The sequence below is a fragment of the Pseudomonas sp. 1 genome (genome assembly GCF_056626735.1).
This window is the reverse complement of sequence record NZ_JBWXMQ010000010.1, coordinates 1-12,851: the sequence shown is the minus strand read 5'-3', so window position 1 is coordinate 12,851 and position 12,851 is coordinate 1. Positions and strand designations below refer to the sequence as shown.

General features: G+C 61.3%; 12 protein-coding genes. 9 read left to right on the top strand and 3 right to left on the bottom strand.

Annotated features, from left to right (window positions below):
- Positions 1-4 precede the first annotated feature (4 nt).
- From AC1MDC_RS16260 to AC1MDC_RS16240, 5 genes are all read left to right on the top strand, one after another.
- Positions 5-1,600 carry an ABC transporter substrate-binding protein gene (locus AC1MDC_RS16260; protein ID WP_085698425.1) on the top strand — a complete coding sequence of 532 codons (1,596 nt, stop codon included), beginning with the start codon at positions 5-7 and terminating at the stop codon, positions 1,598-1,600.
- A 74-nt stretch (positions 1,601-1,674) separates the two neighbouring features.
- Positions 1,675-2,685, top strand: coding sequence for an ABC transporter permease subunit (locus AC1MDC_RS16255; RefSeq protein WP_085698424.1), 1,011 nt, complete (start codon positions 1,675-1,677; stop codon positions 2,683-2,685).
- A gap of 11 nt (positions 2,686-2,696) precedes the next feature.
- Complete coding sequence (locus AC1MDC_RS16250; protein WP_085702454.1) at positions 2,697-3,623, top strand: ABC transporter permease subunit; 927 nt, start codon at positions 2,697-2,699, stop codon at positions 3,621-3,623.
- Between the two features lie 10 nt (positions 3,624-3,633).
- Positions 3,634-4,602, top strand: coding sequence for an ABC transporter ATP-binding protein (locus AC1MDC_RS16245; RefSeq protein ID WP_085698422.1), 969 nt, complete (start codon positions 3,634-3,636; stop codon positions 4,600-4,602).
- Positions 4,602-5,582 carry a peptide ABC transporter ATP-binding protein gene (locus tag AC1MDC_RS16240; RefSeq protein ID WP_085698421.1) on the top strand — a complete coding sequence of 327 codons (981 nt, stop codon included), beginning with the start codon at positions 4,602-4,604 and terminating at the stop codon, positions 5,580-5,582. Before AC1MDC_RS16245 ends, AC1MDC_RS16240 begins: the two co-directional genes overlap by 1 nt.
- A 107-nt stretch (positions 5,583-5,689) precedes the next feature.
- On the opposite strand, the gene AC1MDC_RS16235 is transcribed toward AC1MDC_RS16240, so the two are convergent.
- The 3 genes from AC1MDC_RS16235 to AC1MDC_RS16225 form a co-directional block, all read right to left on the bottom strand.
- Positions 5,690-5,950, bottom strand: a complete 261-nt coding sequence (locus AC1MDC_RS16235; RefSeq protein WP_085702453.1) for a hypothetical protein — start codon at positions 5,948-5,950, stop codon at positions 5,690-5,692.
- 161 nt (positions 5,951-6,111) lie between these two features.
- On the bottom strand, positions 6,112-7,320 hold the full coding sequence (locus AC1MDC_RS16230; RefSeq protein WP_480393339.1) for an MFS transporter: 1,209 nt from the start codon (positions 7,318-7,320) through the stop codon (positions 6,112-6,114).
- A 127-nt stretch (positions 7,321-7,447) separates the two neighbouring features.
- Positions 7,448-9,031 carry a peptide chain release factor 3 gene (locus AC1MDC_RS16225; protein WP_085702451.1) on the bottom strand — a complete coding sequence of 528 codons (1,584 nt, stop codon included), beginning with the start codon at positions 9,029-9,031 and terminating at the stop codon, positions 7,448-7,450.
- Positions 9,032-9,386: 355 nt separating this feature from the next.
- Between AC1MDC_RS16225 and AC1MDC_RS16220 the strand changes: the two genes are divergently transcribed.
- From AC1MDC_RS16220 to AC1MDC_RS16205, 4 genes are read left to right on the top strand one after another with little or no spacing between them, the layout of a single operon-like run.
- The gene (locus AC1MDC_RS16220; RefSeq protein WP_166554532.1) at positions 9,387-10,076 is read left to right on the top strand and encodes an ABC transporter permease; all 690 of its coding nucleotides are present in this window, start codon (positions 9,387-9,389) and stop codon (positions 10,074-10,076) included.
- 21 nt (positions 10,077-10,097) lie between these two features.
- On the top strand, positions 10,098-10,991 hold the full coding sequence (locus AC1MDC_RS16215; protein ID WP_480393338.1) for a glycine betaine ABC transporter substrate-binding protein: 894 nt from the start codon (positions 10,098-10,100) through the stop codon (positions 10,989-10,991).
- Positions 10,992-11,004: 13 nt separating this feature from the next.
- Complete coding sequence (locus AC1MDC_RS16210) at positions 11,005-11,658, top strand: ABC transporter permease (protein WP_085698416.1); 654 nt, start codon at positions 11,005-11,007, stop codon at positions 11,656-11,658.
- Positions 11,655-12,809 carry an osmoprotectant ABC transporter ATP-binding protein OsmV gene (locus tag AC1MDC_RS16205; RefSeq protein WP_085702450.1) on the top strand — a complete coding sequence of 385 codons (1,155 nt, stop codon included), beginning with the start codon at positions 11,655-11,657 and terminating at the stop codon, positions 12,807-12,809. The genes AC1MDC_RS16210 and AC1MDC_RS16205 overlap by 4 nt, the downstream gene beginning before the upstream one ends.
- The last annotated feature ends 42 nt before the right edge of the window (positions 12,810-12,851 follow it).

The following is a 12,851-nucleotide window of genomic DNA, read 5'->3' as shown; positions in this document are numbered from 1 at the left end:
CTTGATGAAAATGCTTCCCCTACGTGCGGCCATCGCGGCTGCGTTGCTGAGTGTCGCTGTCGGCGTCTCGGCCAAACCCTTGGTGGTCTGCACCGAAGCCAGTCCGGAAGGCTTCGATATAGTCCAATACACGACTGCAGTCACAGCCGATGCGGCAGCTGAAACGGTGTTCAACCGTCTGGCGGACTTCAAGCCGGGCACCACCGAAGTGATTCCGGCGCTGGCCGAATCCTGGGACATCAGCGAAGACGGCCTGACCTACACGTTCCACCTGCGCAAAGGCGTCAAGTTTCACACCACCGAATATTTCAAGCCGACCCGCGACATGAACGCCGACGACGTGGTCTGGAGTTTCCAGCGTCAGCTGGACCCGAATCACCCGTGGCACAAGCTGTCGAGCGTGGGCTTCCCGTACTTTGAAAGCATGGGTTTCAAGGAACTGCTCAAAAGCGTCGAGAAAGTCGACGACAACACCGTCAAGTTCACCCTGACCCGTCGTGAAGCGCCGTTCCTGGCCGACATCGCCATGGCGTTTTCCTCGATCTATTCGGCCGAATACGCCGACCAGTTGCTCAAGGCCAACAAGACCGGCGACCTGAACAGCAAACCGGTCGGCACCGGGCCGTTCATCTTCCAGCGCTACAACAAGGACGCCCAGGTACGCTTCAAGGCCAACCCGGATTACTTCCGTGGCAAGGCCCCGGCTGACGCACTGATCCTGGCGATCGCCACCGACAACAACGTGCGCTTGCAGAAACTCAAGGCCAACGAGTGCCAGATCGCGCTGTACCCGAAACCGGATGACATCCCGAGCATCAAGAAAGACAGCAACCTGAAAGTCGATGAACTGGATGCGATGACTGTCTCCTACGTCGCCATGAACACCCAGCACAAGTACATCAGCGACGTGCGGGTGCGCAAAGCGATCGACATCGCCTTCGACAAGGAAGCCTACGTCAACGCCCTGTTCGGCAAAGGCAACGCGACCGTTGCGGTCAACCCGTACCCGCCGACCCTGCTGGGCTACAACCACGAGCTGAAAAACCCGCCACGTGACCTGGACAAGGCCCGCGCGCTGCTCAAGGAAGCCGGCGTACCGGAAGGCACCACCTTCACCCTGTTCACCCGCAACGGCGGCGGCCCGACCAACCCGAACCCGATGCTCGGCGCGCAGATGATGCAGGCTGACCTGGCGAAAGTCGGAATCAAGATCGACATCCGGGTGATGGAATGGGGCGAGATGCTCAAGCGCGCCAAGGCCGGCGAGCACGACATGGTTTCGGCCGGATGGGCGGGCGACAACGGCGACCCGGATAACTTCCTGACGCCTATGCTCAGTTGCGAAGCCGCCAAGAACGGCGAAAACTACGCTCGCTGGTGCAACGAGAAATTCCAGGCCCTGCTCGACGAAGCACGGGCTAAAGTAGATCCGGCCGAACGCGCCAAGCTGTATGAACAGGCTCAAGTGCTGTTCAATCAGGATCAGCCATGGATCAGCATGGCCCATACCCGCATGTTCACCGCAATGCGCAACAACGTAGAGGGTTATCACATCAGCCCTCTGACAACCAATAACTTCGCCACCACCCAGGTGAAGTAGATAAGAAAACTCCCGGCCTCCCTGACCCCAGGGTCGCCGGGCACGCCTAACCGGCTGATGAGGTACCACACACGATGTTTAGTTTTATTGCCCGCCGACTGGGGTTATTGATCCCCACGTTTTTCGGCATCACCTTGCTGACTTTCGCGTTGATTCGCATGATTCCCGGCGACCCCGTGGAAGTGATGATGGGCGAACGTCGGGTCGACCCCGAAATGCACGCTCAGGCAATGGAACGCCTCGGTCTTAACAAACCGTTGTACGCCCAGTACCTGGACTACATCGGCAAGTTGGCTCACGGCGACCTCGGCGAATCCCTGCGCACCCGTGAGAGCGTATGGACCGAGTTCACCTCCCTCTTCCCGGCGACCCTGGAACTGTCCATGGCCGCCCTGCTGTTCGCCGGTATCCTGGGCCTGCTGGCCGGGGTGATCGCGGCCCTCAAGCGAGGATCCCTGTTCGACCACGGGGTAATGGGCATCTCCCTGGCGGGGTATTCGATGCCGATCTTCTGGTGGGGCCTGATCCTCATCATGTTCTTCTCGGTGAGCCTGGGCTGGACCCCGGTGTCCGGGCGGATCGACCTGCTTTACGACATCGAGCCGCGCACCGGCTTCATGCTGATCGACACTCTGCTGGCCGATGACATGGGCGCGTTCGTCGATGCCCTGCACCACCTGATCCTGCCGGCCATCGTGCTGGGCACCATTCCGCTGGCGGTGATCGCGCGGATGACCCGTTCGTCGATGCTCGAAGTCCTGCGTGAAGACTACATCCGCACCGCCAAGGCCAAAGGCCTGTCGCCGTCGCGCGTGGTGTTCGTGCACGGCCTGCGCAACGCGCTGATTCCGGTACTGACCGTGGTCGGCCTGCAAGTCGGTACCCTGCTCGCTGGCGCGGTCCTGACCGAAACCATCTTCTCCTGGCCCGGCATCGGTAAATGGCTGATCGAAGCCATCGGCGCCCGGGACTACCCGGTTGTGCAAAACGGCATCCTGTTAATCGCCTGCCTGGTGATTCTGGTCAACTTCGTGGTGGACATCCTCTACGGCTTTGCCAACCCACGCATCCGTCATCAGCGCTGAGGTCAATCCCCATGAGCACTCCAACTTCCTCAGTAGTCACCGCCGCCACCGCCGTGGATCAAAGTCTGCTGTACCCGTCACCGTACAAAGAGTTCTGGCAGGCATTCGCCAGAAACAAGGGCGCCGTCGCCGGCCTGCTGTTCATGCTGCTGGTGATTTTCTGCGCGATTTTCGCGCCGTGGGTCGCCCCGCATAACCCGAGCGAGCAATACCGCGACTTCCTGCTGACGCCGCCGGCGTGGCTCGAAGGCGGGCAGATGCAGTTCCTGCTCGGCACCGATGAACTGGGTCGCGACTTGCTGTCGCGTCTGATCCAGGGCTCGCGCCTGTCGCTGCTGATCGGTCTGTCGTCGGTGGTGATGTCGCTGATTCCCGGGATCCTGCTGGGTCTGTTCGCCGGTTTCTTCCCGAAAGTGGTCGGCCCGACCATCATGCGTCTGATGGACATCATGCTGGCTCTGCCATCGCTGCTGCTGGCCGTGGCGATCGTCGCCATCCTCGGCCCAGGCCTGATCAACACCGTGATCGCGATTGCCGTGGTGTCGCTGCCGTCCTATGTGCGTCTGACCCGTGCTGCCGTGATGGGTGAGCTGAACCGCGACTACGTGACCGCCGCGCGCCTGGCCGGTGCCGGGCTGCCACGCCTGATGTTCATCACCGTGCTGCCGAACTGCATGGCACCGCTGATCGTGCAGGCGACCCTGAGCTTCTCCTCGGCGATCCTCGATGCCGCCGCCCTGGGCTTCCTCGGCCTCGGCGTCCAGCCGCCAACCCCTGAGTGGGGCACCATGCTGGCTTCGGCCCGCGACTACATCGAACGCGCCTGGTGGGTGGTGAGTCTGCCTGGTTTGACCATTTTGCTCAGCGTGCTGGCAATCAACCTGATGGGCGACGGCCTGCGCGATGCGCTGGACCCGAAACTCAAGAACGCCGCCTGAGGAGATTCCCATGTCACTGTTAGAAATCAAGAATCTCAACGTTCGCTTCGGCGACAAGAACGCCACACCGGTGGTCGACGGCCTCGACCTGAAAGTCGACAAGGGCGAAGTCCTGGCGATCGTGGGCGAGTCGGGCTCCGGCAAGTCGGTGACCATGATGGCGCTGATGGGCCTGATCGAGCACCCGGGCATCGTGACTGCCGACTCGCTGAGCTTCGACGGCAAGAACATGCTCAAGCTGAACAACCGCCAGCGTCGGCAGATCGTCGGCAAAGACCTGGCGATGGTGTTCCAGGACCCGATGACCGCGCTCAACCCGAGCTACACCGTCGGTTTCCAGATCGAAGAAGTGCTGCGCCTGCACCTGAAAATGTCCGGCAAGGCCGCCCGCAAGCGCGCCATCGAGCTGCTGGAAAAGGTTGAGATCCCCGGCGCCGCCAGCCGTATGGATGCCTATCCGCACCAATTGTCCGGCGGCATGAGCCAGCGCGTGGCAATCGCCATGGCAATTGCCGGCGAGCCGAAACTGCTGATCGCAGACGAGCCGACCACTGCACTCGACGTAACCATCCAGGCCCAGATCATGGACCTGCTGCTGGCGCTGCAGAAAGAGCAGAACATGGGCCTGGTGCTGATCACCCACGACCTCGCCGTCGTGGCTGAAACCGCCCAGCGCGTGTGCGTGATGTACGCCGGTCAAGCCGTTGAAGTCGGTCAGGTGCCGCAACTGTTCGACATCCCGGCCCACCCGTACAGCGAAGCGCTGCTCAAGGCGATTCCGGAACACAGCCAGGGTGCCGCGCGTCTGGCCACACTGCCAGGCATCGTTCCCGGCCGTTACGACCGCCCGCAGGGCTGCCTGCTGTCGCCGCGCTGCCCGTACGTGCAAGACAGCTGCCGCGCGCAGCGTCCGACTCTTGACCCGAAAAGCCACAGCCTCGCCCGCTGCTTCTATCCGCTGAACCAGGAGGTGGCGTAATGGCCGTCGTACTTACCGCCCGCGACCTGACCCGTCACTACGAAGTCTCCCGTGGCCTGTTCAAGGGCCACGCCACCGTGCGCGCCCTCAACGGCGTGTCGTTCGAGCTGGAAGCCGGCAAGACCCTCGCCGTCGTTGGTGAATCGGGCTGCGGCAAATCCACCCTCGCCCGCGCCCTGACCCTGATCGAGGAACCGTCGTCCGGTTCCCTGAAAATCGCCGGGCAGGAAGTGGCAGGCGCCGACAAGGCCCAGCGCAAACAACTGCGCAAAGACGTGCAGATGGTGTTCCAGAGCCCGTACGCCTCGTTGAACCCACGGCAGAAAATCGGTGATCAACTGGCCGAGCCGCTGTTGATCAACACCAACCTGAGTGCTTCCGAGCGTCGCGAGAAAGTCCAGGCGATGATGAAGCAGGTCGGCTTGCGTCCCGAGCACTACCAGCGTTATCCGCACATGTTCTCCGGCGGTCAGCGTCAGCGTATCGCGCTGGCCCGCGCCATGATGCTGCAACCGAAAGTGCTGGTGGCGGACGAACCGACCTCGGCGCTGGACGTGTCGATCCAGGCGCAGGTGCTGAACCTGTTCATGGACATGCAGCAGGAGTTCAACACCGGTTACGTGTTCATCTCGCACAACCTGGCGGTGGTGCAGCACGTGGCCGATGACGTGATGGTGATGTACCTCGGTCGTCCGGTGGAAATCGGTCCGAAAGAGGACATCTATGCCCGTCCTCTGCACCCGTACACCCAGGCGCTGCTGTCGGCGACGCCGACCATCCATCCGGATCCGGACAAGCCGAAAATCAAGATCGTCGGCGAGCTGCCCAACCCGCTGAACCCGCCGCCTGGCTGCGCGTTCCACAAGCGCTGCCCGTACGCCACCGCGCGTTGCAGCAGCGAAGAGCCGGCCCTGCGCCAGCTCGACACCCGTCAGGTAGCGTGCCACTACGCCGAGCAGTTCCTCGACGGCGCGGCATGAAAAAACCCGCCCCGTTTTCCGGGGCGGGTTGTTGATGAGTTGCCCAAACCCCTTCTGCCTCGATTGCGCATCGATCGGGAAAGAAGGGGTTTTCTTTTGCCCGGAATCTACGTCTGGCTGTCGCCTTCGTCCGGATCGTCGGTGTCCGGCTCATCGGTGGTGTCGTCGTCATCGTCGGCGCTGCCGCCCTGGCCCTGATCACCCGGCTCGGACTCGGACTTGGCCAGCATCAGCGCGCTGTGCCCGACCGGCCCGCTAAAGGCCTGAGTATCGTGATCCTCGCACTCGGCCCAGGCCGTCGCGGTGCCGAGGGACAGCATCACCATCACTTTCAACAGCAACAAAACGCGTAGCAACCTGTTTTTCATAGCCGATTCCATCCTGTTCCAGGTGAGAAATTCATGCCTGACCTGACGCTGATTGAAATCTAGTTCCGATCAGCCGGGTTCACCAGATAGGACGCTAACCAACGCCCGGAAATGCCGTGCCTGGACAGACCGCTTTCGAATAACGTCCATAACCGGATCAGCTAAGCGCCTGCGCCTCTTGCGGGCCGAACTCGGGTCGCCTGATAAATCAGCGGCATAGACAGCAAGGCCAGCACGGCACTCGCCAGCCAGACACTGTGGCCCCCGAACTGGCCATAAAGCTGCCCGCCGAGCACGGGCGACAGCAGCGAACTCGCACTCCAGGCCATGAAGAACAGACCGAAATAGCGACCGCTTTTTCCGGTTTGCGCATGTTGCATCACCAGCACGTTCAACGGTGGCATGAACAACGCCTCCCCCAGCGTCCAGATCACGGTCGAGAGGCAGGCATAAAGCAATCCGGAACCCAGCGGCAACATGCCGAGCCCGACCGCCAGCAGCACACAACCGGCGATCAACGGCCGACGCGCGCCCCAGCGTTCCCCCCAGTGCGACATGGGAATCTGCAAAGCCACGACCAGAATCGCATTGATCGCGAACTGCCAGCCGATGGCCTCGGTACTCAAGCGGTAATAGTCGCGTAGGTAGTTGCCCAAGGTGCTGTAGACCGTGTCGAACGCCATACCCAGAAGGAGGGTCGCTGCCAGCAGCCAGAGGAATGGCTTGTCGCGATACGGCAGGCCCGCACCCGATTGCGCCTGCGGCGCCTCCTCAGCGTCCAGCACCGGCCGGCGCCAGGTCGTGCGAACAAACCAGAGCAGCGCCAGCAGCGTGAGCCCGGCGCTGATGAAAAACACCCAACGAAAATCCACTTGCGCCAGAACACCGCCCGCCACACCGGCAGCGGCCATCCCGAGGTTCCTGGCGATGCGACTCAACGCCTGCGCCCGTGGACGCTGCCCAACCTCGCAATACTCCATGATCAAGCGTTGATGCAGCGTACGGATCGCGCCGTCGAGCGTGCCGCTGAGCAACAGCAACCCGGCCAGCAACGGCACTTGCGTGACCAGCCCCAGCAACACCAGAACCCACGCAGAGATGAAAAACAGCGCCGCCGTCAGCCGCGCCGTGCGCACGTGGTCGCTGAGCCACCCGCCGAGCATCGAGCCGATCAGCAAGCCACCGCCATACGCCGACAGCAGCCAGCCCACGGTTTCGATCGCCAGCCCCAGTTCCTGGCGCAAGTACAACGCCATGAACAGCTTGACCATGCTGCTCAGGCGATTGATGAACAGCAGCGCCGCCAGCACCCAGGCCATCAGGCTGAAATAACCGTTGGGCCGAAGCAGATGAGCGAGCCTCCCTGTCATTCGATTGCTCCCTTGTTGATCGACCGGACGCTCGGCGCCCGAATTGAATGAGTTCGCATACTTAATCAGCACGCAAAAAAAAGCCCACTGTTTTATCAGTGGGCTTTCGGGTCTCACCAGTCAGCGCTTAGTGGTGCTCACGGGTTGCACGGAATTTCACGTCCGGCCAGCGCTCTTCCATCAGGGCCAGGTTGACCCGGGTCGGGGCGAGGTAGGTCAGGTGACCGCCGCCGTCCAGTGCCAGGTTTTCCACCGCCTTGTTGGAGAATTCCTCAAGCTTCTTCTTGTCGCTGCATTCGATCCAGCGCGCGGAGTACACGGTGATCGGCTCGTAGGAGCACTCGACCTTGTATTCCTCTTTCAGGCGGCTGGCGACCACATCGAACTGCAGCACACCGACGGCGCCGAGGATGATGTCGTTGGTGCGCTCCGGGAAGAACACCTGGGTCGCGCCTTCTTCGGCCAGCTGTTGCAGGCCCTGGCGCAATTGCTTGGATTTCAGCGGGTCGCGCAGACGTACGCGACGGAACAGTTCCGGGGCGAAGTGCGGGATACCGGTAAAGCCCAGGGCTTCGCCTTCGGTGAAGGTGTCGCCGATCTGGATCGTGCCGTGGTTGTGCAGGCCGATGATGTCGCCGGCGTACGCTTCTTCCAGCTGCTCACGCTCGGAGGAGAAGAACGTCAGGGCGTCGCCGATGCGCACGTCCTTGCCGGTACGCACATGGCGCATCTTCATGCCTTTCTCGTACTTGCCGGAGCAGATACGCATGAAGGCGATGCGGTCGCGGTGTTTCGGGTCCATGTTCGCCTGGATCTTGAAGATGAAGCCCGAGAACTTCTCTTCCACCGGCTCCACGGTGCGCTCGTTGGCCACACGCGGCAGCGGGCGCGGGGCCCAGTCGACCACGGCGTCGAGTACGTGGTCGACCCCGAAGTTGCCCAGTGCGGTACCGAAGAACACCGGGGTCAGTTGACCGTCGATGAACTCCTGCTGGTTGAACTCATGGCAGGCGCCCTGCACCAGTTCCAACTGCTCGAGGAAGCGGTCGTACTCGTCGCCCAGGTGAGCGCGGGCTTCGTCGGAGTCGAGCTTCTCGATAATCCGGGTTTCGGTGCGTTCGTGGCCGTGGCCAGGGGTGTAGACAATGATGTAATCGCCCGCCAGGTGGTACACACCCTTGAAATCGCGGTAGCAACCGATCGGCCAAGTGATCGGCGCCGCCTTGATCTTCAGGACGGCCTCGATCTCGTCGAGCAGTTCGATCGGGTCGCGGATGTCACGGTCGAGTTTGTTGATGAAGCTGACGATCGGCGTGTCACGCAGACGGCAGACATCCATCAGCGCGATGGTCCGCGGCTCTACACCTTTACCGCCGTCGAGGACCATCAGGGCCGAGTCCACCGCGGTCAGGGTGCGGTAGGTGTCTTCGGAGAAGTCTTCGTGGCCCGGGGTGTCGAGCAGGTTGATCATGTGTTCGCGATACGGGAACTGCATGACCGAGGTGGTAATGGAAATACCCCGCTGCTTCTCCATCTCCATCCAGTCGGATGTCGCATGGCGATCGGATTTACGGGATTTCACCGTACCGGCCACGGCAATCGCCTTGCCCATCAACAGGAGCTTTTCGGTGATGGTGGTTTTACCGGCATCGGGGTGGGAAATAATGGCGAAAGTGCGGCGTTTCGCGACTTCGGCGGCCTGGTTGGTCATGGGAAATCGCCTGGCGGTGATTCAAAAAAGGGCGGCGATTATAGCCCAACTCGATTCAATAACCGAACCGTTGAGCACATTAAGGGTGGCCAAATGCTGCCTCGGATGGGAACCTTTTAAAGCACGGAGACGTCCATCCCCTGTTACGACAATTCGTCAGGGGCTGAAAAATCAGCAAGTTAGCCTGACGAGGCTGCGCTCATGGCTCGCTTTCAGACCGTTTTTGCCGGGCTGAAAAAAAGCCGCTTCTCGCGAACGCTGACTCCGGCAGCCAGGAATGGCATGCCACGCGGAGCTGCGTTCGCCGACTAAAAAAAGGAGTCCGCCTGTGGCTATCCGCTATGGCAAAGGGCTGATGGGAGGTGCGGTGGTGATCGCGCTCCTGGCCCTGCTGGTCCACTGGATCGGCATCAACACGATCGAACACTACCGCGACGATTTGTTGTTTTACCTGCAAGCTCATCTGATTCTCGTCCTCGCTTCAATGCTGGCCGCCCTGGTCGTGGGCATCCCCGCCGGTATCTTCCTGAGCCGCCCGAGCATGGTCGGCCGCGCTGAACGCTTCATGCAGATCTTCAATATCGGCAATACCGTGCCTCCGCTGGCCGTGCTGGCGATTGCCCTGGGGATTCTCGGCATCGGCAGCGGTCCGGCGATCTTCGCTCTGTTCCTCGCCTCGCTGTTGCCGATTGTGCGCAACACCTATGAAGGCCTGAAAAACGTTCAGGGTTCGCTGAAAGAAGCCGCCGTCGGCATCGGCATGACGCCGCGTCAGGTGTTGTGGAAAGTCGAATTGCCCAACGCCGTGCCGATCATCGTCGGCGGTGTGCGGGTCGCGCTGGCGATCAACGTCGGTACCGCGCCGCTGGCCTTCCTGATCGGCGCCAACAGCCTTGGCAGCCTGATCTTCCCCGGCATCGCCCTGAACAATCAGCCGCAACTGCTGCTCGGCGCCGCGTGCACCGCGCTGCTGGCCCTGCTGCTCGATGGCGTGGTCACCCTCGCCAGCCGTCTCTGGCTGGAACGCGGTTTGCGCCCGTCTTAAGGCTCTTGCGAAGGAATGAACATGAAACGACTTAGCTTGATCTTAGGCTGCGCCCTGCTGTTCGCGGGATTGGCGCAAGCCGCTGAAAAGCCCGTTATCCGTCTTGGCGCCCGGGTATTCACCGAGCAGACGCTGCTCGCGGAAATCACCGCGCAATACCTGCGCAGCAAAGGTTACGACGCGCGGATCACCGGCGGCCTGGGCAGCAACCTGGCCCGCAGCGCCCACGAAAGCGGACAGCTGGACATGCTCTGGGAATACACCGGTGTGTCGCTGGTGGCCTACAACCATGTCACCGAGAAACTCGACAGCGAACAGTCCTACGCCCGGGTAAAAGAACTCGACGCGAAAAAAGGCCTGGTCTGGCTCACGCCGTCGAAATTCAGTAACACCTACGCCCTCGCCCTGCCGAAAAAGGTGGCCGAGGAATATCCGCAGATCAGCAATATCAGCCAGTTGAACGAGGTGCTGAAGGCTGAAGCCAAGACCAACCACCTGGTCGCGCTGGACACCGAGTTCGCCAACCGCTCCGACGGTCTGGACGGCATGGTCAAGCTTTACGACATGAACCTGACCCGCAAGAACATCCGACAGATGGACGCAGGCCTGGTCTACACCGCGCTGCGCAACGGGCAGGTGTTTGCCGGTCTGGTCTACACCACCGACGGTCGCCTCAATGCTTTCGGCCTGAAGCTGCTGGAGGACGACAAGCATTACTTCCCGGACTACACCGCCGCTCCTGTGGTGCGTCAGGCCTACCTCGACGCCCATCCGCAACTGGCGGAGCAACTCAAGCCGCTGGCTGAACTGTTCGACGACGAAACCATGCGCCAGCTCAACGCGCGGGTCGATGTCGATCACGAAAGCCCGTCGAAAGTCGCTGCCGATTTCCTGCGCCAGCATCCACTGAATTAAAGGAGGAAAAGTCATGGAATTTTTGAACGCCTTTTCCCACCTCGACTGGCAGCAGGTGATGCACCTGACCTGGCAGCACATCACCCTGGTCGGCATCGCCGTCAGTCTGGCAATCCTCATCGGCGTGCCGCTGGGGATTTTGATGACTCGATTTCCGACGCTCGCAGGTCCCTTGCAGGCCAGCGCCACGGTATTGCTCACCGTGCCGTCGATTGCCCTGTTCGGTCTGCTGCTGCCGTTCTATTCGAAATTCGGCCAGGGCCTCGGCCCGATGCCGGCAATCACGGCGGTGTTCCTTTATTCACTGCTGCCGATCATGCGCAACACCTACCTCGCCCTGACCGGCGTCGAGCCGGGCATCCGCGAAGCTGCTCGCGGCATCGGCATGACCTTCGGCCAGCGCCTGCGCATGGTCGAGTTGCCGATTGCGGTACCGGTGATCCTCGCGGGCGTACGCACCGCCGTGGTGATGAACATCGGCGTGATGACCATCGCCGCGACCATCGGCGCCGGCGGCCTTGGCGTGCTGATCCTCGCCTCCATCAGCCGCAGCGACATGTCGATGCTCATCGTCGGCGCGCTGCTGGTCAGTCTTCTGGCGATTTTCGCCGACCTCATTTTGCAGTGGCTGCAACGTTCGCTGACTCCAAAAGGACTCCTCAAATGATCGAACTTCAAAACCTCAGCAAGACCTTCCAAAGCAACGGCAAAGATGTGAAAGCCGTGGACTCGGTAAGCCTGACCGTCAATGAAGGCGAAATCTGTGTGTTCCTCGGTCCATCGGGTTGCGGCAAAAGCACCACGCTGAAAATGATCAACCGCCTGATCAAGCCTACCTCCGGCAAGATCCTGATCAACGGCGAAGACACCACCGACCTCGACGAAGTGACCCTGCGCCGCAACATCGGCTACGTGATCCAGCAGATCGGTCTGTTCCCGAACATGACCATCGAAGAGAACATCGTCGTCGTGCCGAAACTGCTCGGTTGGGATAAACAGAAATGCCACGACCGCGCCCGCGAACTGATGAGCATGATCAAGCTTGAGCCCAAGCAGTATCTGCATCGTTACCCGCGTGAACTGTCCGGCGGCCAGCAGCAGCGGATCGGCGTGATCCGCGCGCTGGCCGCGGATGCACCGCTGTTGCTGATGGACGAACCGTTCGGTGCGGTGGACCCGATCAACCGCGAAATGATCCAGAACGAGTTCTTCGAGATGCAGCGCGCGTTGAACAAGACCGTGATCATGGTCAGCCACGACATCGACGAAGCGATCAAGCTGGGCGACAAGATCGCGATCTTCCGCGCCGGCAAGCTGTTGCAGATCGATCATCCGGACACGCTGCTGGCGCATCCGGCAGACGACTTTGTCAGCAACTTCGTCGGCCAGGACAGCACCCTCAAACGCCTGCTACTGGTAAAAGCCGAAGACGCGGCAGACAACGCGCCATCGGTGAGCCCGGAAACCCCGGTGGCCGATGCGCTGGAGTTGATGGACGAGCATGACCGCCGCTATGTCGTCGTCACCGACGCCGAGAACAAGGCACTGGGTTATGTGCGCCGTCGCGACCTGCATCGCCAGACCGGCACCTGTGCCCAGTTCCTGCGCGAGTTCAACGCCACGGCGGCGTACGACGAGCATTTGCGCATCCTCTTGTCGCGGATGTACGAGTTCAATCGTGCCTGGTTGCCGGTGATGGATGCCGAGCGGGTATTCCTCGGCGAGGTCACCCAGGAGTCGATTGCGGCGTACCTGAGTTCGGGTCGATCGCGCGGAATGAAGACCAATATCGTGTCACCGGCCGAAACGGTGGCCTGACAAAATGCAAAAGGGCTGTTCAACAGCCCTTTTTTTTCGACC